Source organism: Achromobacter sp. 46006, assembly GCF_059761975.1.
Window position 1 is genome coordinate 44107 of record NZ_JCBANN010000024.1, and the last position, 26420, is coordinate 70526.

Here is a 26420-nt window from a genome sequence, read left to right on the forward strand (position 1 = left end):
CCTTGCGGCAGGTATGGCGGCGGACCGCCACGACGCTACACCCGGTTTGGCTTGGGCCGCGTTTGCCTATGCCTTGCGACCCAGCGACTGCAAAACCGAGGCCACGGTGAGAAATGATCCGAACACCACGATTCTATCATTCTCCCCTGCCCGTTCGCGCGCTTCGGCAAAGGCCTGGGCGGGATCCGCGCAGGCCGAAACGCCAGGCGCCTCGGCCCCGGCAGCCGCCGCCGGCAGCGCGGCGGCCACCCGCTCGGCCAGGCGCTCGCCGCTGCCGCCGCGCGGCCCCGGCAGCCCGGCGCAGAACCAGTGATCGACGCGACTGCCAAGCTTGGCCAGCACGCCGGCCAGGTCCTTGTCGTTGAGCATGCCGAATACCGCATAGGTATAGGGATGGAAGCCCATGTTGTCCAGATTCTGGGCCAGCACCGCGGCGGCGTGCGGGTTGTGGGCAACGTCCAGGATCACCGTCGGCTGGCCCGGCAGTATCTGGAACCGGCCCGGCAGCGAGGCCTGCAACAGGCCCTGGCGCACCGCCTGCTGCGGCACCGGCAGGCGGTCACGCACCGATTCCAGCGCGGCCAGCGCGGCCGAGGCGTTCAATAGCTGGTTGGCGCCGCGCAGCGCCGGATAGGCCAGCGCGCTGCGGCGCTGCTCGCGCCCGCCGTAGGCCCATTGCTGGCGATCGCCCGAATAGTTGTAGTCGCGCCCGAACAGCCACAGATCGGCGCCGATCTGCCCGACGTAATCGAGCAACGATTGCGGCGGCACCGGATCGGCGCACACGGCCGGTCGGCCAGCGCGGTAGATATGGGCTTTCTCGAAGCCGATCTTCTCGCGCGTGTCGCCCAGGTAGTCGATGTGGTCCAGGTCGACGCTGGTGACGATGGCACAGTCGGCATCGACGATGTTGACCGCATCCAGGCGCCCACCGAGGCCCACTTCCAGCACCACCGCGTCCAGCCTCGACTGCGCGAACAGGCGCAGGATCGCCAGGGTGGTGAACTCGAAATACGTCAGGGAGGTCTCGCCGCGCGCCGCCTCGACGGCGATGAACTGCTCGATCAACGTCTCGTCCGAGGCGATCTGGCCGTTGACACGGGCGCGCTCGTTGAAATCGATGAGGTGCGGCGAGGTGTACAGGCCCACCTTGTAGCCCGCCGCCAGCAGGATGGCTTCGAGCATGGCGCAGGTCGACCCCTTGCCGTTGGTGCCGCCGACCACGAACTTCACGCCGGGCAAGGCCAAGTCCATGCGCGCCGCCACGTCCCGCACACGCTCCAGGCCCATGTCGATCGCGGTGGCGTGGAGGGATTCCAGGTACTGCAGCCAATCGGACAGGGAGGCACCGGCGGCGGGCTTGAGGGCAGAAGGCATGGCGGGATCGAAAAGGTGAACAACCCGGGATTTTAGCAGCGCACGCCCGGTGTTTTCCCTAATCCCCCGGGGCGCGGCAAGGGATATCCGGGAAAAACCGCTTGCCGATGTTTTTTTCATACGTAAAAATGAATTCACATATGAGAATTGAATAAGGAAGAGACATGACACCGCAACGCACCCCGGCCTGGCTGGTCCGCGAAGCCGATGTGCCTGGCTACCACCCGGCCAACCACACCGGCACCCTGAACCGCCGCCTGATCGGCCCGGATACCGTCGGCGCCCGCGGCGTGGAAGTGCTGCTGGGGGTGATCGACAAGGGCAAGGGGGCGTTACCGCACGCCCATCCGGGCATCGAGCAGGTCTGTTACCTGTTGTCCGGCACCGCCCGCGCCCAGGTCCAGGACGAATGGGCCGACATGGGGCCAGGTGATTGCTGCTACTTCCCGCCCGACATTCCCCATGTATTCACCGTCACCAGCGACGAGCCGGCGCGCTTGCTGGTGATCTACACCCCGCCTTACGAAGAATCGCCCGACCGCGTCATCCGCGGTTTCCCGGCGTCCAAGGCCGGCGCCTGAGGCGCCGGCTCCCCCGGCATTCCCGGGCAGTGGCCGCAGAGCCGCGTCCGGTTTCCCACCATCTGGAGACAAACCATGCAACTATCGCGCCTGTTGCGCGCCGCCGTGGTCGGCGGCGCGGCCCTGCTGACCCTGCCCCTGGCCCACGCCACGGACTATCCGAACAAGCCCATCACGCTGATCGTGCCCTTTCCGGCCGGATCGGGCACCGACGCGGTTGGCCGCATCTTCGGCGCCGAACTATCGACCATCCTGGGGCAGCAGATCGTGGTCGAGAACAAGCCCGGCGCCAACGCCACCATCGCCGCCAACTACGTGGCGCGCGCCAAGCCGGACGGCTATACGCTGTTCGTAACCACCAACACCTCGCATTCGGCCGCCCCGTGGCTGATGAAAAATGTCCCCTATGACCCGGTCAAGGACTTCACGCCGATCGCGCGCGGCGGCAACCTGCCGTTCATCCTGGTGGTCAATCCCAAGCGTCCCTGGAAAACGGTGGCCGAGCTGATCGCCGACGCCCGCCAGCATCCGGGCCGCATCACCTACGCCAGCGGCAACAGCACCGGCATCGTGGCCGGCGCCACGCTGGCCAACCGCGCCAAGATCGACATTCTGCACGTGCCCTACAAGGGCACGCCGCAGGGGCTGACCGACGTGGTCGGCGGTCAGGTCGATTTCATGTTCACCGACCTGGCTTCGGGCCTGCCCTTCGTACAGTCGGGACAGTTGCGGGCGCTGGCGGTCTCCACCGCCGCCCGCAGCACCATCGTGCCGGACCTGCCCTCCATGGCGGAATCGGGCGTGCCGGACTTCGACCTGAACTCCTGGAACGGCTACTTCGGCCCGGCCGGCATGCCGCCCGAGGTGGTGGCCAGGCTCAACGCCGCCATCAAGCAGGTGGTCGCCAAACCTGACGTACGCAAGCGCCTGGCCGACCTGGGCTTCGATGCTTTCTCCAGCACGCCGGAAGCGTTCGCCCAATTCGTCAGCGAACAGCGTGACCTGTGGGGCAAGCTGATCCGCGATGCGGGAATCGAACGGCAATGACGATATCCGCCGCCACCGCCGCGCAAGCCGCCGGCCCCCTGGCCGGCGTGCGCATCCTCGACCTCAGTTCGGTCGTGATGGGCCCGTATGCCACCCAGGTGCTGGCCGACCTGGGCGCCGACGTCATCAAGGTGGAGTCGCCCGCCGGTGACAACATGCGCGCCGTCGGTCCGATGCGCAATCCGGGCATGGGACACCTGTACCTGCACCTGAACCGCAACAAGCGCTCGGTGGTGCTGGACCTGAAGACCCCGGCAGGCCGCGAGGCCTGCCTGCGCCTGGCCGAGAGCTGCGACGCCCTGCTCTACAACATCCGCCCCCAGGCCATGGCCCGGCTGGGCCTGTCGTACGAAGCGGTGGCGGCGCGCAGTCCGCGCATCGTCTACCTGGGCGCCTACGGCTTCGGCGAGGCCGGCCCCTATGCAGGCCGCCCCGCCTACGATGACCTGATCCAGGGCCAGACCGGCATCGCTGCGCTCTCGGCGCGGCAAAGTGGCGATGTGCCACGCTACGCGCCGCTGACACTGGCGGACCGCGCGGTCGGCCTGCACGTCGCCATCGGGCTGGTCTCGGCGGTGCTGCATGCGCGCGCCAGCGGCCAGGGCCAGCAGGTTGAAATTCCCATGTTCGAAGGCATGGCCCACCTGGTGCTGGGCGACCACCTGGGCGGCGCCACCTTCGAGCCGCCGCTCGGCCCCACCGGCTACGCGCGGCTGCTGGCGCCGCACCGCCGTCCCTATGCCACCGCCGACGGCTACATCTGCCTGCTGATCTACAACGACAAGCACTGGCGCAACTTCTTCGCCATGATCGGCCAACCCGAGCTGGGACAGGACCCGCGCTTTCATACCCATGGCGCGCGCGCCGCGCACATCGACGAGGTCTACGCCTTCGTCGCCGACGTGATCCGCACCCGTCCCAGCGGCGACTGGCTGCGGGACCTGGCGCAAGCCGACATCCCCGCCTCGCAGCTCTACACGGTGGACGACCTGCTGGGGGACGAACACCTGGCGGCCACCGGCTTCGTGCAGGAGCAGGACCACCCCACCGAAGGCCGCCTGCGCACCCCCGCCCCGCTCGGCCGCTACCAGGGCACACCGACCGCCATCCGGCGCCCGGCTCCGACCCTGGGCCAGCACAGCCGCGAAGTGCTGGCCGAGGCTGGCTACGACGACACGGCCATCGACGCCCTCTTCACCCATCGCATCACCCAGGACGGAACCCCCTGATGGACTTCGAATTCACCCCCGACCAGTTGGCCTTGCGCGACGCCGTGTCGCGCATCTGCGAACGCTATCCCGACGAATACTGGCTGGAACGCGACCGCGAAGGCGGCTTCCCCGAACCGCTGCACGCCGACCTGGCGCGCGACGGCTGGCTCGGCATCGCCATGCCGCAGGAGCACGGCGGCGCCGGCCTGGGCATGACCGAGGCCGCGCTGATGATGCAGACCATCGCCGCCTCGGGCGCCGGTTTCACCGGGGCCTCGGCCGTGCACATGAACATCTTCGGCCTGAACCCGGTGGTGGTGTTCGGCAATGACGCGCAGCGCGCCCGCTGGCTGCCGCCCCTGATCTCGGGGCGCCAGAAAGCCTGCTTTGCCGTCACCGAGCCGGATGCCGGCCTGGATACCACCAAGCTCGGCACCCGCGCCGAGCGCCAGGGCGACGAATACGTGGTGCATGGCCGCAAGATCTGGATCTCGACCGCCCAGGTGGCCGACAAGATGCTGTTGCTGGCCCGCACCACACCCCTGGCGGATGTCGCCAAGCCGACCCAGGGGCTGTCGCTGTTCTATACGGACCTGGACCGCGCCAAGGTCGAGGTGCGCGAGATCGAGAAGATGGGCCGCAAGGCGGTGGATTCGAACATGCTGTTCATCGACGGCCTGCGAATTCCCGTCGCCGACCGCATCGGCGAGGAAGGCCGCGGCTTCGAGTACATCCTGCACGGCCTGAACCCGGAACGCATCCTGATTGCCGCCGAGGCGGTCGGCATCGGCCGCGCCGCCCTCGAACGGGCGGTGCGTTACGCGGGCGAGCGCAAGGTATTCGGCCGCCCCATCGGCCAGAACCAGGGCATCCAGCACCCGCTGGCGCAGGCCTGGATGCAACTGGAGGCGGCCGACCTGATGGTGTTCAAGGCCGCCAGCCAATACGACGCCGGCCAGCCCTGCGGCCCCGCCGCCAACGCCGCCAAGTACCTGGCGGCCGAAGCCGGGTACAACGCCTGCCAGACGGCGGTGATGACGCTGGGCGGAATGGGCTACGCCAAGGAATACCACGTCGAGCGGCTGCTGCGCGAAAGCTTCATTCCCCGCATCGCGCCGGTCAGCCCGCAACTGATCATGTGCTTCATCGCCGAGAAAGTGCTGGGGCTGCCCAAGTCGTACTGAGGCCGCGTCGCGCCCGGATCGGCCCGCACCGGCCCGGGCTCGCCTTCAGGACTGCTGTTCCAGGCCGGTGCAGGCCGATCGCAGGATGCGCGCGTATTCTTCCTGGCACGGCTCGATGCGATAGATCGGACCGCCGACCGAAATGGCGTAGTGCTCGCCCGACAGCGTCACAGGCCAGGCGATGGCGCCGACGTCCGGAATCGACTCGCCGCTGTTCATGAACCAGCCGCGCTGGCGCGATTGGTCGATGTCCGCCAGCACCGCCTCGCGCGTCACCAGCGTGCGCGCGTTGTAGCGCGTCAGTGGCGTGGCCGCCAGCAAGGCATCGCGGGCCGGCTCGTCCATCAGCGACATGAGCGCTTTTCCCAGCGAATTGGCGTGTACGTCCTTGAACTCGCCCGCAACCGGCGCATATCGGATCGTATGGGGCGAGTCCAGCACGTCCAGGTACACCACCCTGCCATCCTGGGTCAGCTTGGCGAAGACGACGGTCTCCCGCGTTGCGTCCCGCAATTCCACCAGGCTGGGATAGACCCGGTCCAGCACCGGGTCGGCGCGGGCGATGCGCTGCGCCATCGCCAGCAGGCGGCCGGTCGGGTAATAGCCCTGGCGGCGGCCGGTTTCATAGAGATAGCCCAGTCCGGTCAGGGTGCGGATCAGCGCCAGGCAGCTCGACACCGGCACATCCAGCAGCCGGGCCAGCTCCGACAACGGCAAGGCGCGCTTCTCCCGGGCATAGGTTTCGATGATTTCTATGACTCGCAACGCCGTCTTGACACTCATTGCCCGATCCAAACTTGTTAGCACATGAAACAACCGCAACCGCCCGGGGCTAAAGTTCCTTGCGGGGCTGCCGTAATCGTAGCTGAGAATTCCCTGAAAACAGCGCGTTCCTCCGAGACGCCCACATCGCCGTTGGAGTGATCATGGCCGTAACCCCCTTAGCCCCCGCGGCGTTCGCCCCGGCACCCGCGCCGGTCGCGACCCTGCCGGCTGCCGCCGATCCGTCGATCTCCGTCGCGCCAGCGGTCGCCAGCAGCAACAGCGGCGGCGCCGACTCCGCCACCTCGGAGCAGTCCACGTCGCAGAAACTGCCCCTGGACAAGGCGCTCGACGAGATCAACGAGCAAATGAAAGCCTGGTCGACCCAACTGCAGTTCGAAGTCGATCCCGACGTGCATCAGGTGGTGGTGTCCGTAATCGACGCGCAATCGGGGGACGTCCTGCGCACCATCCCGAGTGAAGCCGTACTGAAGATCGCCAAAATGATCGTCAACATGCAAGGAAACGGCATCAAAACCACGGCTTGATATGGCACCAATTTTTTTGCTAAGCCCGTTCCGGCGCTACTCGATGACAGAAGCATCGAATTAGGCCCGCCTTATGCCCTTACCCGGCCAATCGCCGGCACCCTATTTTTGACAGAATCGCATCGCTAGGAAGGAATTTCACATGGCCTCTATCACTAACCTCGGTTCGGTTTCCGGCTTGCCCCTGGAAAAGATCCTGTCGGACCTGCAGGCCGCCGAGGACAAGAAGCTCTCGATCTACACCACCCGCGCCCAAAGCTACCAGACCCGCATCGACGCCTATGCGCAGTTGCAAAGCGCGCTGGAAGCGCTGCAGAAGTCGGCCGGCGTGCTGGGCAAGACCGAGACAATGGCCGCCATCAAGGGCAGCGTCACCGGCGGCACCGCCTTGACGGCCACCGTGGCCGCCGAGGGCGCCGTCGCGGGCCAATACACCATCGAAGTGAACAGCCTGGCGCGGGCCCAGAGCCTGCAATCCGGCGCGGTGGCCGACCGTACCGCCAAGCATGGCGACACCGGCTCGTTCGAGATCGAGCTGGCCGACGGCACCAAGCGCACCATCGACCTGAAGGACGACACCTCGCTCAACGGCATCGTCAAGGCCATCAACGCCGACGACAAGTCCGGGTTGCGCGCCACCGTCATCAACGACGGCAACGGCAACAACTTCCTGATGCTGACGGCCAAGGACACCGGCGTCCAGGCCGCGGTCAAGAACATCACCGTCACCGGCGACCAGTCGCTGCAGGACATCCTGTCGTTCAGCACCGCACCCGACGGCACCACCTCGGGCATGACCGACACCAAGGCCGCCGATGCCGAAGTCATCATCAACGGCATCACGGTCAAGAGCGGCTCGAACAACGTTTCCACGGCCATTGACGGCGTCACGCTGAACCTGACCGAAAAGACCGAAGCCGGCAAGCCGATCACGCTCAAGCTGGAAGCCGACACGTCGGTGGCCAGCAAGGCTGTCCAGGACTTCATCAAGACCTACAACGCGCTGCAGACGACCATCAAGAACCTGACCGCGTTCGACGCCAAGGCGGCCACCAACCAGCCGCTGACCGGCGACGGCACCACGCGTTCGATCCAGTCGTCGGTGACCAGCGCCCTGCAGGCGGTGCTGGGAGAAGGCACGGTGCGCTCGCTGGCCGACCTGGGCATCACCACCGACCCGATGACGCGCCAGCTCAAGCTCGACCAGACCAAGCTCGACAAGGCGCTGAGCGAGAACCCGGCCGACGTCACCAAGCTGCTGACCGGCGACAACGGCCTGGCCAAGAATTTCGACACCGCCTTCAAGGACGTGCTGGGCAGCAACGGCTCGCTGAAAACGCGCACCGACGGCCTGGCCAAGACCATGAGCGACCTGGACGCCCAGCAAAAGCGCGCCAAGGCCGCCAGCGATGCCGAAATCGACCAGATGCGCACCCGCTTCGTGGCGCTGGACAAGTTCTACATGCAGATGCAGACCACCGCCAACTACCTGACCCAACAATTTGCGGCGATGAACAAATCGAGCAAATAACCTGTAGAAGATGCATTAATGACTTACGCCGCCCGCCGCCCCACAGGGTCCCAATCCGTCCGCTCCTACGCCGATATCGGCCTGGAAACCCAGGTGTTGGGTGCGAGTCCCGAGCGGCTGATCACCCTGTTGTACCTGGGGGCCCGGGCGGCGATCGGGCAGGCACGCATCCACCTGCAGGAAGGCCGGGTCGCCGAGCGCGGCGCGGCCATCTCGAAAGCGATCAAGATCGTCGATGAAGGCCTGAAGACCGGGTTGAACATGGAGGCCGGCGGCGACATCGCCGCCAACCTCTCCCGGCTCTACGATTACATCGTCCGCACCCTGCTGACGGCGAATCTGAAAGCGGATGCCGAGCAACTCGACATTGCCGACCGCCTGTTGGCGGACCTGGCCGAGGCTTGGCAGACCTCCATCGACCGACCGGCTGGTGTAACGCAGCCCTGATGGCCCAGAAACACCCATCCAGCCAGCCATCGAACGCCCGAGATTTCCATGACGTCCCTTACCCAGTACACCTCCCCTATTCTGGAACACTACCAGGAGATCGCCCTCATCACGGGCGAGATGTTGACGGCCGCCCAGGCCGGTGACTGGGACACGGCCATGGCCCACGGGCAACAATACTGCGAGCTGGTCGAGCGCCTGCGCATCGCAGAGCCAACCGCACCACTGGACGAGGCCGGCCGCGCCATGAAGTACGACCTGCTGGTGCGCATCCTGGAAAACGACGCCATGACGCGCGACCTGGCGCTGCCGCAACTGGCCCGACTGGGCGAACTGCTGGGCCGCATGAAACGCCAGCAGACCCTGCTTTCGGCCTACGGTTACCAGGCGCCTGAAGCATGAGCGTAGGCCCCGCGGCACTCGGCAACGTCCTAGTGCAGCGGTTGGACGCCGTGCTCGGCACGACGATGTCCGCCGCCAGCGCCAACCAGGTCTCCGGCGCGCGGCCGGACGCCGTCAGCCAGCCCGGCAGCCTGGACAGGCCCGGCTCGACCGACGGCTCGAACCGCGACCCCCGCCAGGGCATCCAGACGGGTGGCGGCCGCGGCGATCGCGCCGCCACTGTCATCGACGCCAAGACCGCCGCGGCGCTGGCATTGGCCGCGCGCGGCCTGGTTACCAGCAGCGACACCACCGCCTCGGCCCCCACCACGCTGGGCACCACCGCCCGCGCCATCCTGGCCTTGCTGGCCCAATACCCTGAAAGCGCCCCGGCAGTGCAAGGCCGCGCGCCACTCTGGAGCGCGGACGGCTCCGCCTCCGCGAACGGCGCGCCAGCCCAACCGGGCAGCGGCCAGGCCGCGGCGCCAGCACCGGCCTCGCCTTCCTCCGCCACGACCACGCCCGCCGGCAGCGGCGCCCAAGCCTCCGCCACGCCAGCCCCCGGCAGCGCCGCTGCCAGCGACACCACCACCGAGGGCGCGGCTTCGTCCAGGCCGGGCCGCCCCGCCGGCCCGGGCGCTGCCCCGGCCGGCGCCAAGGACTCGGCGGCCGCGACCCACGCCACCCTGGCCGGGGCCGCGCCGTCGGCCAGGGTGCTGGCGCAAGCCCTGCGCACCGCCCTGCAGACCAGCGGCCTGTTCTACGAATCGCACCTGGCCGACATGGTCTTCGGCCGCAGCAACCCGGCCCAACTGCGGCAGGAACCGCAGGCCCGCCTGGCCCGCGGCAGCGATGCCAGCGAGGCCGACGCCACCCGTCCGCGCGCGCAGGCACAAAGCGACACCGGGCGCGCGGCCGACACGCCCAGCGCATCCGGCGCCAAGACGCCCACGCCGGGCACGCCGGTCAGCGGCATCCACCAGGACCTGACCGTGCTGGTGCGCCAGCAACTCGACGTGCTGGCCAACCAGGCGCTTTCCTGGCAGGGCGAGGCCTGGCCCGGCGCCCCGATGGAATGGGAAGTGGAACGCGACCCCTACGGCGGCGACCCTGATTCGGCGGTCTCCACCTGGGCCACCCGCCTCAAACTCGATCTTCCGCGCCTGGGCCTGGTCGACGCGCGCTTGAACCTGGCCGGCGACCAGCTTGTGTTGCAGGTGGTCGCGCCTCACAGCGCGGCAGAGATCAACGATTCATCGGACCAATTGCGCTCGCGCCTGCTCGCCGCCGGCCTCACGCTCAGCCACCTGGTGGTGAACGTGGTCGATCCGCGTCCCGTCATTCCCACGGACTTCTGATGCGCAACGCCCCATCACCCGACCAGGACCCGAACGCCAACCGTAACGCCGCGGTCGCCATATCCTATGACGACAAGGACGCCGCCCCCCGGGTGGTGGCCAAGGGCTACGGGCAACTGGCCGACACCATCGTGCGCGCGGCCGAGGAAAACGGCCTGTACGTTCACGAATCGCGCGAACTCGTCGGCCTGCTGATGCAAGTGGACCTGGATTCGCATATTCCCCCCCAACTGTACGTGGCGGTGGCAGAATTGCTGGCCTGGCTCTATCGCCTCGAATCGCGCGAGCTTCCAGAAGCCACGCCGCCCGCCTGACCCCTCTTTCTAAGGACGACCATCGTGTTGGATGCCAGCGATCCGGAATTCCTGCTCACGCGGCCGGAAGACATGCGCGCCGCGCTCTTCGAACTGACGCACCCCGACAGCCATATCCTGGTGCGTGACGCCGCAGACCGCGAGATGGCCGTGCTGGTGCTGGGCGCCGACAAGCAGACCCGGCAGTTTTTCTGGCGTCCGCGCGATTATGCCGGCGCCGATTTCGAGCAGACGGACAGCATGGGCCTGCTCAGTGGCACCACCTTCCATTTCCATGCCACGGCCTACGGCGGCGTGCAGATCCGCTTTCGCGTCGCGCGCCCTGAAGTGATTCATTTCGACGATGGCAGCGCGGCCCTGATGTCGCCCTTCCCCGACAGGCTGGCCCGCATCCAGCGCCGCAAGATGTTCCGCGCCTCGCTGGTCACCCATGCCAACCGCTGCCAGGCGTCCTGGCGTCCCACGCCCACCGACAGGCCGATCAGCTTCTCGGTGCGCGACATTTCGGTCGATGGCGTCGGTCTGCGGGTGGAAATGGCGGTGCCGGCGCTGCCGCAACGCGGCTCCGTCCTGGAAGACGTGCAGCTCGACTTCGGCGAACTAGGCAAGCTGAATGCGAACCTGGAAGTGCGCAACGTATACCCGATCTCGGGCCAGCCCATGAGCCAGGCCGCCAGCCCCGATGAGCCCCCGCCGACCCATGTGTCGCTGACCGGCGAGCCGCCGATGAGCCACCTGGGCGCGGTGTTCCTGAACCTGGATGCGCGCCAGGAGACCTGGCTGCAGCAAGTCGTCTGGAGACTCGAAAAAACGGCAAGATAGCGCCGCCCAGGCGCCGGCCAGGTTGACCGGAAGGCTGGCAAGCGCGGCCGAATCGGGTGATTCGGTCTGAAAAAGGGCTGGCATGCGCCAGCCCTTGTTTTTCGTGCCAGCGGCCGTTACACCGCCATCGAGGAGATTTCCTTGTAGGCCGCAACCAGCTTGTTGCGAACCTGGACCGCCGTCTGGAAGCCGATGCTGGCCTTCTGCAGGTCGATCATGACGTCGTTGAGCGACACGTCGGGCGCGCCCAGCTCGAAGGCCTTGGCCTGCGCGGTGGCGGCGTTCTGCGCCGTGGTAACCCGGCGGATGGAGCGTTGCAGCTCGGCGGCGAAGCCATCGGGCTGGGCCGCGGCCTCGCCGGCGGCCAGGTTGCCGGTTTCGGCCTTGGTAACCGCCACGCGCATCTGCTGGAGCATGCTTTCGATGCCGGACAAGCCTGATACAGCCATTACGTTATTCCTTGCTGAGGGGACTAGGGACTACGCCCAGGATGCAGGCAGCGTAACCCGGCATCGGCCGCGCCATAGCGGGTAAAAGCCGCCAAAACACCCGATATTTCGGCGAATGCGGCGGACCTTGCCGCGCCCGCCGCCGCCGCCCCCATCCGCGGGGGCGCGCCCGCTTGTCGACATAGGGGATAAGTAACGCCAAAAAACCGCTGTTTTCGGCGATTGGGTTTGCTAACGCAGCAGCAATAATCCAGGCTCTCCCCAGACCAGAAGCACGTTGCATGTGTAATCTGCCCTACCCGAACATGAAGTCATTTTCCCTGCTCCGCGAAGCCAGCGGGAGCCGCCAATGAATCAGCAGGCTACCCTGAGCGCGTCGCTTCTGGCGAAGTTTCCCGTGTTGGAAAAGATACGCGCCCTGCCCAAGCCGATCCTGCTTGGCGCCGCGGCTGCGCTGGTCGCGCTGATCGTCGCCGTGGCGATGTGGAGCAGCGAGCCGCAGTACAAGGTGCTGTTCTCGAACCTGGACGACCGCGACGGCGGCGCCATCGTGACGGCGCTGGGTGCCATGAACGTGCCTTACAAGTACAACGATACCGGTACCGCCCTGCTGGTGCCGGCCGACCGGGTCTATGACGCGCGCCTGCAGTTGGCCTCGCAAGGCCTGCCGCGTGGCGGCTCGGTCGGCTTCGAACTGATGGACAACGCCCGCTTCGGCGCCAGCCAGTTCGCCGAACAGATCAACTACCAGCGCGGCCTGGAAGGCGAACTGGCGCGCTCGATCGAATCCATGAACACGGTCCAGCATGCCCGCGTGCATCTGGCCATGCCGCGCCAATCGCTGTTCGTGCGCGAACGCCAGGCGCCGACCGCCTCGGTGCTGCTGAATGTCTACCCGGGCCGCAGCCTCAGCGATGCCCAGGTGTCCGCCATTTCGTGGCTGATCGCCTCGAGCGTGCCGGAATTGACCGCCGAGAACGTCTCGATCGTCGACCAGAACGGCCGCCTGCTGTCCGCGCCCACCGGCGAAGGCCGGGGCATGGATGCCGACCAGATGCGCATGGTCCGCGAAACCGAGCAACGCACCGTCGAACGCATTCTCACCATCCTCAATCCGCTGGTCGGACCGGGCAACGTGCATGCCCAGGCCAGCGCCGAGATGGACTTCTCGCGCCGCGAGGAAACCTCCGAGGTCTACCGTCCCAACCAGGAGCCGGGCCAGGCTGCGATCCGCAGCCAGCAAACCAGCGAATCCAACCAGCGTGGCGTCAACCCCGCCCAGGGCGTGCCCGGCGCGCTGTCCAACCAGCCGCCCGCCAACGCCCAGGCCCCCATCGCCAACCCGCCGCAGACGCAGCCGGCACGCCCCGGCCAGCAACAGCAACCTGGCCAGCAGCAACAACAACAGCAGCAAACCCCGGCCCAGGGCGCCGGCGGCACCGTCAGCGACCGCCGCGACGCCACCACCAACTACGAAGTCGATCGCACCATCAGCCACATCAAGCAGCCGGTCGGCATGCTCAAGCGCCTGTCGGTCGCCGTGGTGGTGAACTACGTGCGCGACAAGGATGGCGAGCCGCAGGCCCTGCCGCCCGAGGAACTGAACAAGCTCACCAACCTGGTGCGCGAAGCCATGGGCTATTCCGAGAGCCGAGGCGACTCGCTGAACCTGGTCAACAGCCAGTTCAACGATGGCCCGCCGGCCGTGCCGATGTGGCGCGATCCGGAAATGATCTCGCTGTTCAAGACCATCCTGGCATGGCTGGTGGGTGGCGTGCTGGCCCTGTGGCTGTACCGCAAGGTGCGCCGTTCGGTGGGCGACTACCTGTACCCGCCGGTCGATCCGGAAGTGGCCGAGGCCGAACGCATCGAGGCCCAGCGCGAGGCCCAGGACCTGGCCCGCGCCAAGGAAACCGACCGTTACCAGGACAACCTGGAACGCGCCCGCACGATGGCGAACAAGGATCCGCGCGCCGTCGCGATGGTCCTGCGCACCTGGATGACCAAAGATGAAAAATGATTCCAAACCCATGGACGGCATGACGCGCAGCGCCGTCCTGATGATGTCGCTGGGTGAAGACGCCGCCGCCGAGGTCTTCAAGTACCTCACCGCGCGCGAAGTCCAGCAGGTCGGCGCCGCCATGGCCAGCCTCAAGCAGGTCACCCGCAACGACGTGGCCGTGGTGCTGGAGGAATTCCGCCAGGAAGCCGACCAGTTCATGGCCGTCACGCTGGGCTCGGACGACTACATCCGCACCGTGCTGACCAAGGCGCTGGGCAGCGACCGCGCTGCCGGCCTGATCGAGGACATCCTGGAAGCCGGCGAAGGCGGCAGCGGCATCGACGCGCTGAACTGGCTCGATCCGCATACCGTGGCCGAACTGATCGGCGACGAACACCCGCAGATCATCGCCACCATCCTGGTCCACCTGGAACGCGACCGCGCCGCCGGCGTGCTGGCGCTGCTGACCGACCGCCTGCGCAACGACGTCATGCTGCGCATCGCCACCTTCGGCGGCGTGCAGCCCGCGGCCCTGTCGGAACTGACCGAAGTGCTCAATTCCGTGCTGGCCGGCCAGGGCGCCAAGCGCAGCAAGATGGGCGGCGTGCGCACCGCGGCCGAAATTCTCAACATGATGAATTCGGCCGAAGAGGAAACCGTGGTCGCCAGCCTGCGCGAGCGCGACAGCGACCTGGCGCAGAAGATCATCGACGAGATGTTCGTGTTCGACAACCTGCTCGACGTCGAGGACCGCGCGATCCAGCTCATCCTCAAGGAAATCGACAACGACACGCTCATGGTCGCGCTCAAGGGCGCCCAGGAAGAGCTGCGCGCCAAGTTCCTGCGCAACATGTCCAGCCGCGCCGCAGAAATGCTGCGCGAAGACCTGGAAGCGCAGGGCCCGATCCGCATGTCGAAGGTCGAGGGCGAGCAGAAGAAGATCCTGCAGATCGCCCGCCGCCTCGCCGAGAGCGGCCAGATCGTGCTGGGCAATTCCGGAGACGACGCGTATGTCTGACGCGGATACCGGCCAGTCGACGCTCATCTCGCGCAGTGCCGCCTGGCGGCGCTGGCAGATGCTGTCGTTTGACGAGCCGCCGCCCGTCGAAGCCGAACCCGAGCCGGAACCCGATCCGGGCCCCGACCCCGAAGTGGTGATGGCCCAGTTGCGCGCCCAGGCCATCGCCGAAGGCCGCGAAGAAGGTTACGCGCAAGGCCATGCCGCCGGCCTGGAAGCCGGCCGCGCCGAAGGCCATGAAGCGGGCCTGGCCGCCGGCCGCGAAGCCGGTTATGCCGAAGGCCTGGCCCAGGCGCGCGAACAAGGCGCCCAGGAAGCGCAACAGTTGCACGCGTTGCTGCAAGCCTGCGCCGAATCGGTTGGATCGCTGGAAGAAAAAATGGGCCAGAGCCTGCTGACGCTGGCCCTGGACATCGCCCAGCAAGTGGTGCGCACCACCCTGGCCGAGCAGCCCGACACCGTCGCCAACGCCGTGCGCGAAGTGCTGCATATCAACCCCACCGCTGGCGGCCAGATGCGCCTGTGGGCCAATCCGGCCGACATCGAACTGATCCGCCTGCACCTGGCCGACGAACTCAAGGAAGGCCACTGGCGCGTGCTGGCCGACGAATCCATCGCCCGCGGCGGCTGCCGCGCCGAAACCCCGTTCGGCGACATCGACGCCACCTTGCAGACCCGCTGGCGCCGCGTCGCCGCGTCGCTGGGCCGCAACGTCAACTGGGAGGACCCGGCGTGAGCGCCAACCCGGCCCCCGCGCAGCCCGGCCAACCGGCCGTGCCCGTGATCGACCGCTGGCAGACCCAGTTGCAGATCGGCTCGATCCGCGCCGCTTCGACCGACCCCTGGCTGGTCAGCGGCAAGATCACGCGCGCCACGGGCCTGGTGCTGCACGCCACCGGACTGCGCCTGCCGGTGGGCGCCGCCGCCCGCATCGAGATCGCCCGCGGCCATGACCACTGGGCCGACGCCGAAGTGGTCGGCTTCGACGGCCACACCCTGTACCTGATGCCGCAGGCCGACATTTCCGGCCTGCCGCCGGGCGCCCGCGTGGTGCCTGGCGAACCGCCCGTACAGCGCCAGATCCCGCTGCCGCGCAAGGCCGAACTCAATGGCAACGCCAAGCCGCAACTGGGCCGCCACCTGCCGGTGGGCAACGCCCTGCTGGGCCGCGTGCTGGACGGCGCCGGCCGGCCGCTGGACGGTCTCGGCCCGCTGACCGGCGCCGAACTGGCGCCGCTGTCGGCCCAGCCGATCAACCCGCTGTCGCGCGCGCCCATCGACACCGTGCTCGATACCGGCGTGCGCGCCATCAATGGCCTGCTCACCGTCGGCCGCGGCCAGCGCATGGGCCTGTTCGCCGGCTCCGGCGTCGGCAAGAGCGTGCTGCTGGGCATGATGGCCCGTTACACCAAGGCCGACGTCATCGTGGTCGGCCTGATCGGCGAACGCGGCCGCGAAGTCAAGGAATTCATCGAGCACAACCTGGGCCCCGAAGGCCTGGCGCGCTCGGTGGTGGTGGCCGCCCCGGCCGACGTCTCGGCATTGCTGCGCCTGCAGGGCGCGGCCTACGCCACGCGCCTGGCGGAACACTTCCGCGACCAGGGCCTGGACGTGCTGCTGATCATGGACTCGCTTACCCGCTACGCCATGGCGCAACGCGAAATCGCGCTGGCCATCGGCGAACCACCCGCCACCAAGGGCTATCCGCCCTCGGTGTTCGCCAAGCTGCCGACCCTGGTCGAACGCGCCGGCATGGGTGCGCCCGGCCCGACCGGCAAGGCCGGCTCGATCACTGCCTTCTACACCGTGCTGGCCGAAGGCGACGACCAGCAGGATCCGATCGCCGACTCGGCCCGCGCCATCCTTGACGGCCACGTGGTGCTGTCGCGCCACCTGGCCGAAGCCGGCCACTACCCCGCCATCGACATCGAGGCCTCGATCTCGCGCGCCATGACCTCGCTGATCACGCCGCAGCAGTTCTCGGTGGTGCGCCGCTTCAAGCAGACGCTGTCGCGCTACCAGCGCAACCGCGACCTGATCGCCGTGGGCGCCTACGCCGCCGGCAACGACCCGCAACTGGACGACGCCATCGCCCGCTATCCGCGGCTGGAGGCCTTCCTGCAGCAGGACATCGGCGAAAACGTCGGCTACGAGGACGCGGTGGAACAGTTGCGCGCCAGCTTTGAATTGAGAGACACCTATGCCTAGCCAATTGCCCCTGGACATGCTGATCAACCTGGCCAAGGAGAGCACGGACGAAGCCGCCCGCCTGCTGGGCCGGCTCAGCTCCGAGCGCACCAATGCCGAACGCCAGCTCGGCATGCTGCAGGACTACCGCCAGGACTACCTGGAGCGCCTGCAGCACGCCATGACCACCGGCATGTCGGCCAGCGATTGCCACAACTACCAGCGCTTCATCGGCACCCTCGACGACGCCATCGGCCAGCAGCAGAACGTGCTGCGCCAGGCCGACGACAACCTGGCCAAGGGCCGGCTCTACTGGCAACAGGAAAAGCGCAAGCTCAATTCGTACGACGCCCTGGCGCAACGCGAATTGCGCGCGCAGGCCGTGGCGGAATCGCGCCGCGAGCAGCGCGCCAACGACGAATACTCCGCCCGTCTGGTCCAACGCCAGGCCGGGATGCATTAATTGCCCACAGGAAGCCCAAGATGACCGCTCCCCTGCCCATGCCCACCATCGCGCCCGCCGCGCCGGTCTCGATTGCCGATACGATCGGCGCCAAGTCCGCGCCTGCCGCCGCCAAGAAAGGCCCATCGTTCTCCGACGTGCTGGCCCAGCAGCGCCCCAATCCGTCCGCCGACACGCGGCCGGCTGGCAACAATGGCGCCAAGGCCTCCGCGCCCAGCGGCAAGACCACCAGCGATGCAGCCGCCAACGCCGAAGACGCCGCCGCCTCGGCCATCGATGAAGCGGTGCAGACCGCCAACGCAGCCGAAGCCGGCGCGCTCGCCGTGGCCGCCACCCAACAGCCGGCCACGCCGGTCGTGTTGCCGGAGCAGGCGCTGGAAATCGCCGCGCAGGCCGCCGAGCAAGTGCAACTGGCACGTGGCAACGCCCAGGCCGCCGCCACCGCCATCAGCAGCGGCGCCGCCGTAGTGCAGGCCGCGCTCACCGCCAACGACGCCATCGCCGTCCCGCGCGCGCCGGTGCCCGCCACCGCGCAGCAGGCCGAAGCCGCCGCCGCCCAGGCCAACCGCGATGCACAGATCGCGCAGCCGGTGGTCACCGGCGCCGTCAAGCCCGGCTCGACCCCGGCCGTCGCGGCCGCGCCCGCCCAGGCGGCACCCGCCGCCGAACTGCCGCGCCCCGAGACCGCCGCGCCGCGCGCCGCCAATGCACGCGTGGCTCCGGCCGAAACCGCGCCCACCCTGCCGCAGCATGCCCGCGCCGAGGAAGACCCGGCAGCCCCGCTGCCCAGCACCGCGCAGCAATTCCAGGTTCCGCAGCACGCCGCCAATGCCCAGGACCACCTGGCCCAGGCCATCGCCGCGGCCAGCCAGCGCCAGCAACCGGCGCCGGTCTCCAACCCCGCCAGCATCGCCGTGCCCAACGTGCCGGTGGTGCTGCAGGTGGCCACGCCCGTCGGCGGCAGCCATTGGGGCACCGAACTGGGCCAGCAAATGGTGGTGATGAGCAACAACGTGCGCCAGGGCACCCAGACCGCCGAACTGCGTCTGGACCCGCCCGACCTCGGCCCGTTGCGCGTCAGCATCAACCTGGCCGATGGCGTCGCCAGCGCCTCGTTCGTATCGGCCCATGCCTCGGTGCGACAGGCCATCGAAACCGCCATGCCGCAACTGCAGCAGGCCTTGGCCCAGGCCGGCATCTCGCTGGGCCAGACCAGCGTCGGCGAACAGGCCGCGCAGCAGGAATTCGCGCAGCAGAATGGCGGCGGTTCGCAGCGACAGGGCGGCGGCAATGGCGCCACGGTGGCCAACGGTTCGAGCGACGGCCAGGCGGTCGCCGTGACGGCCTCGCGCAACGCCAATGCGCTGGTCGACACCTTCGCGTAACAATCGCGCGGCCCGCGGCCGGCAACGGTTGCGGGCGCTGCAGCAATAGCTTGAGATACGCGGCTTTCGCCCTGTTTTTCGCCTCCAAGCGGGGGCCTGATTTCGGGCAGAATGCTTTCATCCACTAAGAATCCGTTTTCATCAGCGGCAAAACACGCATCGACACCGAGATGGCGACTTCCAAACCCACAACCATGCCGCCGCGCGGCCCGCTTCCGACACGCTCCGGCGGCATTGGCCGCATTCTTCGCCCGTTGCTCATGATATTGGTGCTGTTGCTGGTGGCTGCCGCCAGCGCCGGCGCGACCTGGTTCATTGCCCAGCGCATGCAGCCTCAAGGCGGCGCGCCGGTGCAACTGGGCGTGGGCCAGAGCGGCGGCCAACCCGGCCAGCCGGGGGCCGCCGGTCCGCAAGCCACGCCGACCACCTTCGTCGCCCCGCCCGCCACGCCGGCCGCGGTGCCCGCGCCGATCTTCGTGCCGATCGAGGCCTTCACCGTGACACTGCAAAACGCCGACACCGAACGCATCATGCACGTCGGCCTGACGCTGCGCGTCAGCGACGAACAAACCCGCATCCGCCTGGAAAAATACATGCCTGAAGTGCGCAGCCGCATCCTGATGGTGCTGTCCGCGCAATCGCCCATCGCCGTGCAGACGCAGCAGGGCAAGACCGACATGGCCAACGCCATCAAGCAAGCCGTCAACCGCCCGTTCGCGCCCCTGCCGGACGGCCAGTATGTCACCGACGTACTGTATACGGCGTTCGTGGTGCAATAAGCATGGCCTACGAGGCGTTTCTTTCGCAGGACGAAGTCGACGCGCTGCTGGCCGGCGTCACGGGCGAGAGCGACAGCAAAAAGGAATCCGCGGGCCCCAACGACGGCGCCCGCGCCTATGACCTGAGCTCGCCGGACCGCGTGGTGCGCCGGCGCATGCAGACGCTGGAACTCATCAACGAACGTTTCGCGCGCCAGATGCGCAGCGTGCTGTTGAACTTCATGCGCCGCAGCGCCGACATCACCGTCGGTTCCATCAAGATCCAGAAGTACGCGGACTTCGAACGCAACCTGCCGGTGCCCAGCAACCTGAACATGGTGCAGATGAAGCCGCTGCGCGGCACCGCCCTGTTCACCTACGACCCGAACCTGGTGTTCCTGGTCATCGACAGCCTGTTCGGCGGCGATGGCCGCTACCACACCCGGGTCGAGGGCCGCGACTTCACCACCACCGAGCAACGCATCATCCGGCGCCTGCTCAACCTGACCCTGGAAAGCTACGGCAAGTCCTGGGATCCGGTCTATCCGATCGAATTCGACTACGTCCGCTCGGAGATGCACACCAAGTTCGCCAGCATCACCGGCAACAACGAAGTGGTGGTCGTCACCTCGTTCCACATCGAATTCGGCGCCACCGGCGGCGACCTCAACATCTGCCTGCCCTATTCCATGATCGAGCCGGTGCGCGACCTGCTCACGCGGCCGCTGCAGGAAACCACGCTCGAGGAAGTCGACCAGCGCTGGTCGCAGCAGCTCTCGCGCCAGGTGCGCAGCGCCGACATCGACGTGGTCGCCGAGTTCGCGCGCATTCCGTCCAGCATCCGCGAACTGATGCGCATGAAGGTCGGCGACATCCTGCCCGTGGATGTGCCGCAGACCGTCATCGCCCACGTCGACGGCGTACCGCTGATGGAATGCGGCTACGGCGTCTTTAACGGCCAGTACGCCCTGCGCGTGCAAAACATGTTTACCCACGATATCGAATCAAACGAGGCCCCCGACCATGACTGACAAGAACGAGCCCGGCTCCGGCTCGTCCCCGGCCGACGACTGGGCCGACGCGCTCGCCGAACAATCCCGCGCCAATCCGCCCACCCAGGCCGACGGCCTGAAACCCGCCCAGGACGACTGGGCCGCGGCCATGGCCGAGCAGAGCGCCGCCACGCCGCCCGAGGCGCCCGCGCCGTCGCCTGCCGCCGCTCCGGCTCCGGCCGCGCCCGCCGCCGCGCCCGCCCAATCGGCGGCGCAATCGGTATTCAAACCGCTGGCCGGCTCCGCCTCCGGCGCCGGCACCGACATCGACCTGATCATGGACGTGCCCGTCCAATTGACAGTCGAACTGGGCCGCACCCGCCTGACCATCAAGAACCTGCTGCAACTGGGCCAGGGTTCGGTGGTCGAGCTGGACGGACTTGCCGGCGAGCCCATGGACATTTTCGTCAACGGCTACCTGATCGCCCAGGGCGAAGTGGTGGTGGTGGAGGACAAGTACGGCATCCGCCTGACCGACATCATCACCCCGTCCGAGCGCATCAACCGTCTCAACAACCGCCGTTGAAGCCGCGTCCGTGATGAACGAATCCGCCTTGCTGCGCGTCATCATCGGCCTGGTGCTGGTGCTGGCGGCCATCCTGGCCGCCGCCTGGCTGGCGCGCCGCGCCGGCCTGACGCAACGCGGCGGCGGCACCCTGCTCAAGCAGGTGGCCAGCCTGCCGGTCGGCGCGCGGCAGAGCATCGTCGTCGTCGAGATCGAGAACACCTGGGTGGTCGTGGGCGTCAGCCCCGGCCAACTCACCTCCCTGCATACCCTGCCCGCCGGCGAATTGCCGCAGGCCGCGCCCTTGCCCACCGCCGCCTTCGCCGCCAAACTGGGCCAGGCGCTCAAGCGCCGCTAGGCGGCGCGCGTTTGCCCACCATGAGCTTGCCCCTTTCTCCCCGCGCCCGTCGCAGCGCGCTGCCCCTGCTGGGCGCCGCCGCCCTGCTCGGCCTGGCCCTGTTCCCTGCCGGCGTGGTCGCGCAGGCCACCCTGCCGGCGCTGACCGCGACCCCGGGTCCTGGCGGCTCGGAAACCTATTCGCTCAGCATGCAGACCCTGCTGCTGATGACATCGCTGTCGTTCCTGCCGGCGGCGCTGCTGATGATGACCGGCTTCACCCGCATCATCATCGTGCTCGGCCTGCTGCGCAGCGCGATGGGCACCGCCATGTCGCCGCCCAACCACGTGCTGATCGGGCTGGCGCTGTTCCTGACCTTCTATACGATGTCGCCGGTGTTCGACAAGATCTACACGGATGCCTACAAGCCCTTGTCCGAAGGCTCGATCCAGTTCGAGGCCGCGGTCGAGCGCGCCGCCGGCCCGCTGCGCACCTTCATGCTGCACCAGACCCGCGAGAACGATCTGGCGCTGTTTGCCAACCTGGCCAAGCAGCCGGCGCTGGAGGATCCCTCGCAGGTGCCGCTGCGCATCCTGGTGCCGGCCTTCATCACCAGCGAACTCAAGACCGCCTTCCAGATCGGCTTCACCATCTTCATCCCGTTCCTGATCATCGACCTGGTGGTCGCCAGCGTGCTGATGGCGCTGGGCATGATGATGGTGCCGCCGGTGACCGTGGCGCTGCCCTTCAAGCTGATGCTGTTCGTGCTGGCCGATGGCTGGAACCTGCTGATGGGCTCGCTGGCCCAGAGCTTCTACCAATAGGGAATCGCCATGACCGCCGAAACCGTCATGACCATGACCTACCAGGCGATGAAAGTCGCGCTGGCGATGGCCGGCCCGCTGCTGGTCATCACCTTGATCGTCGGCCTGGTGATCAGCATCTTCCAGGCCGCCACCCAGATCAACGAAATGACGCTGTCGTTCATTCCCAAGCTGCTGGCCATGTGCGGCGTGCTGGTGCTGCTCGGGCCGTGGCTGATCGGCATCATGGTCGACTACATCCGCCAGCTCATCGGCCAGATCCCCGGTCTGGTGTCGTAGCGGCACGCGCCGCCGCCCGGGACGCGCCTGCATGTTTTCCTTTACCCTCGAACAGCTCAACGGCTGGATCGGCCAATTCCTCTGGCCGTTCGTGCGCATCCTGGCGCTGGTGGGTACCGCGCCCCTCTTTTCCGAATCCACTGTGCCGGTCAAGGTCAAGATCGGCCTGGCTTTCATGCTGGCCGTGGCGATCAGTCCGGCGCTCGATCCCGTGCCGTCCATCGCCCCGGGCTCCTTCGCCGGCCTGTGGATGGTGATGCAACAGGTGCTGATCGGCATCGCCATGGGCTTCACCATGCGCCTGGTATTCGCGGCGGTACAGACCGCCGGCGAATTCGTGGGCCTGCAGATGGGCTTGTCGTTCGCCTCGTTCTTCGATCCCGGCACGGGCGCCAATACCGCCGTGCTGTCACGCCTGTTCAACATCGTGGCGATGCTGACCTTCCTGGCGCTGGACGGCCACCTGCTGGTGCTGGCTGCGCTGGTGCGGTCCTTCGACACCTTGCCGGTGGCCGCGATCCAGCTGCACCAGAATGGCTGGGGCGTGATCGTGGAATGGGGCAAGACCGTGTTCGTGTCCGGCCTGCTGCTGGCCCTGCCGCTGATCTGCGCCCTCCTGACCATCAATCTGGCGATGGGCATCCTGAATCGCGCCGCGCCGCAACTGTCGGTGTTCTCGGTCGGCTTCCCGGTCAGCCTGATCGTCGGGGTGGTGCTGCTGACCGTGGTGCTGCCCAACGCCGGCCCGTTCCTGGAATCGCTATTCGAATCCGGCCTGTCGGCGATGAGCCGCGTGACCGACGCGCTCGCCGGCCGCTAGCCGGCGTCGTTGCGCGCAACGGCGCGGCCACCGAGCCGCGCCATCCCGAACACGCCGTGCCACCATGTCTGTCGACGCATGAAAATCTATGGTCGGCCCGATTTTTGCAAGCGAGGAAGTGTTGGCGTAAGGTGGGCTTGCTCAAATCTATGCGGAGTCGATTGGGGGCAGACCCCCGCTCCTTGATGAGAGTCCGCGCCCGGCAAACCTCAAAAAAGCCTCAGCATTCAGGTGCTGGATTTCATGTCAGGTTTCCTGCCAGGCCGTTGAGCCGTTTATGTCTTCACGTACTCGCGTCGCAAAACCAGGAGCAGCCGCCTGAGGTTCTTGTCGCCACGCTTGCTAATGCCCGGCAGCGTGGGTTTGCCGCCGGTGCTGTACTGGCGTGGCACCAGGCCCACCGAAGCGGCAAACTGGCACGCCGAACCGAATTGCCGCGCATCGCCCAGCTCTGTCATCAACACGCTGGCCGTGATCGGCCCGATGCCGGGTATCTCCAAGTAATGCCGGCCCTGGAGCCGGCTGTTTCAAGCACTGACGCAAGACTACTGCTGTCCTGTCAGCCTGAACACCCGGATGGTCTCGCGCAACGCCCCCGACTGGTTGCCCAGTTGCTGCACGGCGCCACCCAGCTCCTGCACCAGCGCGGTGTTCTGAACCGTCATCACGTCCATTTGCGAAACGGCGCTGTCGACCTGCTCGATACCGCTGGATTGTTCCTGCGAGGCCTGCGAAATCTCGCCAATGATGTCGGTGACGCGATGCACCGCCGCGACGATCTCTTCCATCGTCGCGCCCGCCTGTTCGGCCTGGGACGAGCCCTCGGACACACGTTCGACCGAATCCTCGATCAGGCCCTTGATCTCCTTGGCCGCCTGCGCGCTCTTTTGCGCCAGGCTGCGCACCTCGCCCGCCACCACCGCGAAGCCCTTGCCGGATTCACCGGCGCGGGCGGCTTCCACCGCCGCGTTGAGCGCCAGGATATTGGTCTGGAAGGCAATACCCTCGATGATGCTGACGATGTCGACAATCTTGCGCGAGCTCTCGGAGATGCCGTGCATGGTGCTGACCACTTGTCCCACCGCCACGCCGCCGCGCCGTGCCACATCCATGCTGCTGGCGGCCAGTTGATTGGCCTGGCGCGCGTTGTCGGCGTTCTGGCGCACGGTGGAAGTCAGTTGCTCCATGCTCGCCGCCGTCTGCTGCAGCGAAGCGGCCTGCCCTTCGGTGCGCCCGGCCAATTCCTGGTTGCCGCGCGCGATATGAACCGCCGCCTGCGTCGTGCCCTCGATGCCGCGGTACACGTCCTGGGCGATGCCGACCAGGCTCTTGCGCATGACTTCCAGCGAGAAGTTCAGGCTGCCGATTTCGTCGTCCGATTCGGCCACGACCTGCGTGGTCAAGTTGCCGGCCGCTACCTGCCGCGCCATATTGGCGGCCTCGACCATCGGATTCAACAGCGAGCGGCTCAGGTGCCAGCCCAACGCGAAAATGGCGGCCACGCCCAGCCCCAGCAACCCGCATGCCAGGCCGGCGCCAGCCGTATCCAGTGCCTCCCAATTGGCGCGAAGTCCATACACGCCCGCCGCCACCACGATCCCCGCCGACAGCGCGGCATGGCGGAACATGCGCCCGCGCAAGCTGCGCTGAAATGGAAATTTCAGCAGATCCAGGCTGCGCCGCCAGCCCGCCCTCACCGGCCGGCCGTTGCGGATGCGCACGCCGCGGGCGCGGCCTTCGCGCATGCGGGCATAGAGCTCCTCGGCCATCTCGACCTGTGCATCGCTCGGACGCACACGCACCGACGAGTACGCCACCACTTCGCCGTTCTCGACGATCGGCGTGGCATTGGCCAGCACCCAGTAGAAGCCGCCGTCCTTGCGGCGGTTCTTGACCAGACCGAGCCAGGATTCACCGGCCTGCAGTGTGCGCCACAAGTCCGCGTAGGCCTCGGGCGGCATATCGGGATGGCGGACGATGTTGTGCGCCTTGCCGATCAGTTCCTCGCGCGTGAATCCGCTGACTTCGATAAAGGCCGGATTCGCGTAGAGGATGCGGCCCTTGGTGTCGGTGCGCGAGATCAGGTATTGATCTTCGCGCAGCTTGGTTTCCACATCGTTGATTGGAAGGTTTACGCGCACAGATGGTCTCCGGTTACATCATATGTCGGCGAACGGTCAATAGCGGTGTATCCGGACCCGACGCCCCGCAGCGGCCTGTCCCCCGCCCGGCTTGCCCGGGGCCGGCGCGCGTCGCGCGGCACTGCCGGAGCCGGTTCGCCTTCGTGTTCGGGCGTTACGCCCAATAACGGTAATTTTTTCGAAAACTTAACCCGTTCACAAATTGATATCGCGGACGGCACGCAACCCGGCGGCCGCGAGCGGGCGCCGGGTTGGCCGGAGCCGCGGCCGCACAGGGGCCACGCTCCGCTTGGCGACGGGGCCCCAAAGCCCCCCGCCGGTCAGTCTTGCGTCAGCGTCGGCGCCTGGTAGCCGCCCAATTGCTGCGCCGGCACTTCGATCACTTCGCCGGCATTGATCTTGAACACCGCCACCGCTTCGGCCAGGCGCTGCGCCTGTTCCTGCAGCGAACCGGCCGCGGCCGCCGCCTCTTCCACCAGCGCCGCGTTCTGCTGCGTCACCTCGTCCATCTGCGACACCGCCCGGTTGACCTGGTCGATACCGCTGGACTGCTCTTCCGAGGCCGCAGAGATCTCGCCCATGATGTCCGTCACCCGCTTGACCGAGGCCACGATCTCCTGCATCGTCGCGCCCGCCC

General features: G+C 67.4%; 29 protein-coding genes and 1 pseudogene. 24 read left to right on the forward strand and 6 right to left on the reverse strand.

From position 1 onward, the window contains the following. Positions 1 to 66: 66 nt before the first annotated feature. Complete coding sequence (folC, locus tag AC6LKG_RS13830) at positions 67 to 1377, reverse strand: bifunctional tetrahydrofolate synthase/dihydrofolate synthase (protein ID WP_498165160.1); 1311 nt, start codon at positions 1375 to 1377, stop codon at positions 67 to 69. Positions 1378 to 1541: 164 nt separating this feature from the next. Between folC and AC6LKG_RS13835 the strand changes: the two genes are divergently transcribed. The 4 genes from AC6LKG_RS13835 to AC6LKG_RS13850 all read left to right on the forward strand — a co-directional run bounded on the left by AC6LKG_RS13835 (position 1542) and on the right by AC6LKG_RS13850 (position 5400). After that, the gene (locus AC6LKG_RS13835) at positions 1542 to 1958 is read left to right on the forward strand and encodes a cupin domain-containing protein (RefSeq protein WP_498165161.1); all 417 of its coding nucleotides are present in this window, start codon (positions 1542 to 1544) and stop codon (positions 1956 to 1958) included. A gap of 75 nt (positions 1959 to 2033) precedes the next feature. Next, positions 2034 to 3005, forward strand: coding sequence for a Bug family tripartite tricarboxylate transporter substrate binding protein (locus AC6LKG_RS13840; protein WP_498165163.1), 972 nt, complete (start codon positions 2034 to 2036; stop codon positions 3003 to 3005). Next, positions 3002 to 4234, forward strand: coding sequence for a CaiB/BaiF CoA transferase family protein (locus AC6LKG_RS13845; protein WP_498165165.1), 1233 nt, complete (start codon positions 3002 to 3004; stop codon positions 4232 to 4234). Before AC6LKG_RS13840 ends, AC6LKG_RS13845 begins: the two co-directional genes overlap by 4 nt. Beyond that, entirely contained in the window at positions 4234 to 5400 is a 1167-nt protein-coding gene (locus AC6LKG_RS13850; protein WP_498165166.1) for an acyl-CoA dehydrogenase family protein, read from the forward strand. The genes AC6LKG_RS13845 and AC6LKG_RS13850 overlap by 1 nt, the downstream gene beginning before the upstream one ends. Before the next feature lie 45 nt (positions 5401 to 5445). Here AC6LKG_RS13850 and AC6LKG_RS13855 read toward each other — a convergent pair whose 3' ends face one another. Further along, positions 5446 to 6183 carry an IclR family transcriptional regulator gene (locus tag AC6LKG_RS13855; protein WP_498165168.1) on the reverse strand — a complete coding sequence of 246 codons (738 nt, stop codon included), beginning with the start codon at positions 6181 to 6183 and terminating at the stop codon, positions 5446 to 5448. A gap of 143 nt (positions 6184 to 6326) precedes the next feature. Here AC6LKG_RS13855 and AC6LKG_RS13860 point away from each other — a divergent pair, with 143 nt between their 5' ends. The 7 genes from AC6LKG_RS13860 (at position 6327) to AC6LKG_RS13890 (ending at position 11563) form a co-directional block, all read left to right on the forward strand. After that, positions 6327 to 6710 carry a flagellar protein FlaG gene (locus AC6LKG_RS13860; RefSeq protein ID WP_498165169.1) on the forward strand — a complete coding sequence of 128 codons (384 nt, stop codon included), beginning with the start codon at positions 6327 to 6329 and terminating at the stop codon, positions 6708 to 6710. Positions 6711 to 6852: 142 nt separating this feature from the next. Next, on the forward strand, positions 6853 to 8241 hold the full coding sequence (gene fliD, locus AC6LKG_RS13865; protein WP_498165170.1) for a flagellar filament capping protein FliD: 1389 nt from the start codon (positions 6853 to 6855) through the stop codon (positions 8239 to 8241). 18 nt (positions 8242 to 8259) lie between these two features. Further along, complete coding sequence (gene fliS, locus AC6LKG_RS13870; RefSeq protein ID WP_175135895.1) at positions 8260 to 8688, forward strand: flagellar export chaperone FliS; 429 nt, start codon at positions 8260 to 8262, stop codon at positions 8686 to 8688. A 48-nt stretch (positions 8689 to 8736) separates the two neighbouring features. Beyond that, complete coding sequence (locus AC6LKG_RS13875; protein WP_049074307.1) at positions 8737 to 9090, forward strand: flagellar protein FliT; 354 nt, start codon at positions 8737 to 8739, stop codon at positions 9088 to 9090. Then, entirely contained in the window at positions 9087 to 10427 is a 1341-nt protein-coding gene (gene fliK / locus AC6LKG_RS13880; RefSeq protein ID WP_498165172.1) for a flagellar hook-length control protein FliK, read from the forward strand. Before AC6LKG_RS13875 ends, fliK begins: the two co-directional genes overlap by 4 nt. Further along, complete coding sequence (locus AC6LKG_RS13885; protein WP_498165173.1) at positions 10427 to 10741, forward strand: EscU/YscU/HrcU family type III secretion system export apparatus switch protein; 315 nt, start codon at positions 10427 to 10429, stop codon at positions 10739 to 10741. Before fliK ends, AC6LKG_RS13885 begins: the two co-directional genes overlap by 1 nt. A gap of 24 nt (positions 10742 to 10765) precedes the next feature. Beyond that, positions 10766 to 11563 carry a flagellar brake protein gene (locus AC6LKG_RS13890; protein WP_498165175.1) on the forward strand — a complete coding sequence of 266 codons (798 nt, stop codon included), beginning with the start codon at positions 10766 to 10768 and terminating at the stop codon, positions 11561 to 11563. Between the two features lie 116 nt (positions 11564 to 11679). On the opposite strand, the gene fliE is transcribed toward AC6LKG_RS13890, so the two are convergent. After that, positions 11680 to 12012: a flagellar hook-basal body complex protein FliE gene (gene fliE, locus AC6LKG_RS13895; RefSeq protein WP_498165176.1), complete on the reverse strand. Its 333-nt coding sequence runs from the start codon at positions 12010 to 12012 to the stop codon at positions 11680 to 11682. A 349-nt stretch (positions 12013 to 12361) separates the two neighbouring features. Here fliE and fliF point away from each other — a divergent pair, with 349 nt between their 5' ends. The 13 genes from fliF to fliR all read left to right on the forward strand — a co-directional run bounded on the left by fliF (position 12362) and on the right by fliR (position 23642). Continuing rightward, a complete protein-coding gene (gene fliF / locus AC6LKG_RS13900) occupies positions 12362 to 14032 on the forward strand; it encodes a flagellar basal-body MS-ring/collar protein FliF (protein ID WP_498165178.1) in 1671 nt (556 codons plus the stop codon). Next, positions 14022 to 15032 (forward strand): flagellar motor switch protein FliG, encoded by a 1011-nt coding sequence (gene fliG / locus AC6LKG_RS13905; protein ID WP_175135915.1) that lies wholly within the window; start codon positions 14022 to 14024, stop codon positions 15030 to 15032. Before fliF ends, fliG begins: the two co-directional genes overlap by 11 nt. Beyond that, positions 15025 to 15768, forward strand: a complete 744-nt coding sequence (gene fliH / locus AC6LKG_RS13910) for a flagellar assembly protein FliH (RefSeq protein ID WP_498165179.1) — start codon at positions 15025 to 15027, stop codon at positions 15766 to 15768. Before fliG ends, fliH begins: the two co-directional genes overlap by 8 nt. Then, positions 15765 to 17240, forward strand: coding sequence for a flagellar protein export ATPase FliI (gene fliI, locus AC6LKG_RS13915; RefSeq protein WP_498165180.1), 1476 nt, complete (start codon positions 15765 to 15767; stop codon positions 17238 to 17240). Before fliH ends, fliI begins: the two co-directional genes overlap by 4 nt. Further along, complete coding sequence (fliJ, locus tag AC6LKG_RS13920) at positions 17233 to 17682, forward strand: flagellar export protein FliJ (RefSeq protein ID WP_498165182.1); 450 nt, start codon at positions 17233 to 17235, stop codon at positions 17680 to 17682. Before fliI ends, fliJ begins: the two co-directional genes overlap by 8 nt. A gap of 20 nt (positions 17683 to 17702) precedes the next feature. Continuing rightward, positions 17703 to 19067 carry a flagellar hook-length control protein FliK gene (locus AC6LKG_RS13925; RefSeq protein ID WP_498165184.1) on the forward strand — a complete coding sequence of 455 codons (1365 nt, stop codon included), beginning with the start codon at positions 17703 to 17705 and terminating at the stop codon, positions 19065 to 19067. 170 nt (positions 19068 to 19237) lie between these two features. After that, a complete protein-coding gene (locus AC6LKG_RS13930; protein ID WP_498165185.1) occupies positions 19238 to 19846 on the forward strand; it encodes a flagellar basal body-associated FliL family protein in 609 nt (202 codons plus the stop codon). A 2-nt stretch (positions 19847 to 19848) separates the two neighbouring features. Further along, positions 19849 to 20856, forward strand: coding sequence for a flagellar motor switch protein FliM (gene fliM / locus AC6LKG_RS13935; RefSeq protein WP_429928305.1), 1008 nt, complete (start codon positions 19849 to 19851; stop codon positions 20854 to 20856). Continuing rightward, entirely contained in the window at positions 20849 to 21403 is a 555-nt protein-coding gene (gene fliN, locus AC6LKG_RS13940; RefSeq protein ID WP_498165186.1) for a flagellar motor switch protein FliN, read from the forward strand. The genes fliM and fliN overlap by 8 nt, the downstream gene beginning before the upstream one ends. A 13-nt stretch (positions 21404 to 21416) precedes the next feature. After that, positions 21417 to 21740, forward strand: coding sequence for a flagellar biosynthetic protein FliO (gene fliO / locus AC6LKG_RS13945; protein WP_498165191.1), 324 nt, complete (start codon positions 21417 to 21419; stop codon positions 21738 to 21740). Positions 21741 to 21760: 20 nt separating this feature from the next. Beyond that, positions 21761 to 22543: a flagellar type III secretion system pore protein FliP gene (gene fliP, locus AC6LKG_RS13950; RefSeq protein ID WP_498165187.1), complete on the forward strand. Its 783-nt coding sequence runs from the start codon at positions 21761 to 21763 to the stop codon at positions 22541 to 22543. A 9-nt stretch (positions 22544 to 22552) separates the two neighbouring features. Then, complete coding sequence (gene fliQ, locus AC6LKG_RS13955; RefSeq protein ID WP_175135941.1) at positions 22553 to 22822, forward strand: flagellar biosynthesis protein FliQ; 270 nt, start codon at positions 22553 to 22555, stop codon at positions 22820 to 22822. A 31-nt stretch (positions 22823 to 22853) separates the two neighbouring features. Then, complete coding sequence (gene fliR, locus AC6LKG_RS13960) at positions 22854 to 23642, forward strand: flagellar biosynthetic protein FliR (protein WP_498165188.1); 789 nt, start codon at positions 22854 to 22856, stop codon at positions 23640 to 23642. Between the two features lie 281 nt (positions 23643 to 23923). On the opposite strand, the pseudogene AC6LKG_RS13965 reads toward fliR, so the two are convergent. The 3 genes and pseudogenes from AC6LKG_RS13965 to AC6LKG_RS13975 form a co-directional block, all read right to left on the reverse strand. Next, positions 23924 to 24154: pseudogene (locus AC6LKG_RS13965) on the reverse strand (transposase); the annotation flags it as partial. Positions 24155 to 24187: 33 nt separating this feature from the next. Then, complete coding sequence (locus AC6LKG_RS13970; RefSeq protein ID WP_498165189.1) at positions 24188 to 25783, reverse strand: methyl-accepting chemotaxis protein; 1596 nt, start codon at positions 25781 to 25783, stop codon at positions 24188 to 24190. Between the two features lie 320 nt (positions 25784 to 26103). Then, positions 26104 to 26420: methyl-accepting chemotaxis protein (locus AC6LKG_RS13975; protein ID WP_498165190.1), on the reverse strand; the 317-nt coding region annotated here is incomplete at its 5' end.

Coding starts and splice junctions, on each gene's coding strand:
- folC (WP_498165160.1), bottom strand. CDS start 1,377: ATGCCTTCTGCCCTCAAGCCCGCCGCCGGTGCCTCCCTGTCCGATTGG.
- AC6LKG_RS13835 (WP_498165161.1), top strand. CDS start 1,542: ATGACACCGCAACGCACCCCGGCCTGGCTGGTCCGCGAAGCCGATGTG.
- AC6LKG_RS13840 (WP_498165163.1), top strand. CDS start 2,034: ATGCAACTATCGCGCCTGTTGCGCGCCGCCGTGGTCGGCGGCGCGGCC.
- AC6LKG_RS13845 (WP_498165165.1), top strand. CDS start 3,002: ATGACGATATCCGCCGCCACCGCCGCGCAAGCCGCCGGCCCCCTGGCC.
- AC6LKG_RS13850 (WP_498165166.1), top strand. CDS start 4,234: ATGGACTTCGAATTCACCCCCGACCAGTTGGCCTTGCGCGACGCCGTG.
- AC6LKG_RS13855 (WP_498165168.1), bottom strand. CDS start 6,183: ATGAGTGTCAAGACGGCGTTGCGAGTCATAGAAATCATCGAAACCTAT.
- AC6LKG_RS13860 (WP_498165169.1), top strand. CDS start 6,327: ATGGCCGTAACCCCCTTAGCCCCCGCGGCGTTCGCCCCGGCACCCGCG.
- fliD (WP_498165170.1), top strand. CDS start 6,853: ATGGCCTCTATCACTAACCTCGGTTCGGTTTCCGGCTTGCCCCTGGAA.
- fliS (WP_175135895.1), top strand. CDS start 8,260: ATGACTTACGCCGCCCGCCGCCCCACAGGGTCCCAATCCGTCCGCTCC.
- AC6LKG_RS13875 (WP_049074307.1), top strand. CDS start 8,737: ATGACGTCCCTTACCCAGTACACCTCCCCTATTCTGGAACACTACCAG.
- fliK (WP_498165172.1), top strand. CDS start 9,087: ATGAGCGTAGGCCCCGCGGCACTCGGCAACGTCCTAGTGCAGCGGTTG.
- AC6LKG_RS13885 (WP_498165173.1), top strand. CDS start 10,427: ATGCGCAACGCCCCATCACCCGACCAGGACCCGAACGCCAACCGTAAC.
- fliE (WP_498165176.1), bottom strand. CDS start 12,012: ATGGCTGTATCAGGCTTGTCCGGCATCGAAAGCATGCTCCAGCAGATG.
- fliF (WP_498165178.1), top strand. CDS start 12,362: ATGAATCAGCAGGCTACCCTGAGCGCGTCGCTTCTGGCGAAGTTTCCC.
- fliG (WP_175135915.1), top strand. CDS start 14,022: ATGAAAAATGATTCCAAACCCATGGACGGCATGACGCGCAGCGCCGTC.
- fliH (WP_498165179.1), top strand. CDS start 15,025: ATGTCTGACGCGGATACCGGCCAGTCGACGCTCATCTCGCGCAGTGCC.
- fliJ (WP_498165182.1), top strand. CDS start 17,233: ATGCCTAGCCAATTGCCCCTGGACATGCTGATCAACCTGGCCAAGGAG.
- AC6LKG_RS13925 (WP_498165184.1), top strand. CDS start 17,703: ATGACCGCTCCCCTGCCCATGCCCACCATCGCGCCCGCCGCGCCGGTC.
- AC6LKG_RS13930 (WP_498165185.1), top strand. CDS start 19,238: ATGGCGACTTCCAAACCCACAACCATGCCGCCGCGCGGCCCGCTTCCG.
- fliM (WP_429928305.1), top strand. CDS start 19,849: ATGGCCTACGAGGCGTTTCTTTCGCAGGACGAAGTCGACGCGCTGCTG.
- fliN (WP_498165186.1), top strand. CDS start 20,849: ATGACTGACAAGAACGAGCCCGGCTCCGGCTCGTCCCCGGCCGACGAC.
- fliO (WP_498165191.1), top strand. CDS start 21,417: ATGAACGAATCCGCCTTGCTGCGCGTCATCATCGGCCTGGTGCTGGTG.
- fliP (WP_498165187.1), top strand. CDS start 21,761: ATGAGCTTGCCCCTTTCTCCCCGCGCCCGTCGCAGCGCGCTGCCCCTG.
- fliQ (WP_175135941.1), top strand. CDS start 22,553: ATGACCGCCGAAACCGTCATGACCATGACCTACCAGGCGATGAAAGTC.
- fliR (WP_498165188.1), top strand. CDS start 22,854: ATGTTTTCCTTTACCCTCGAACAGCTCAACGGCTGGATCGGCCAATTC.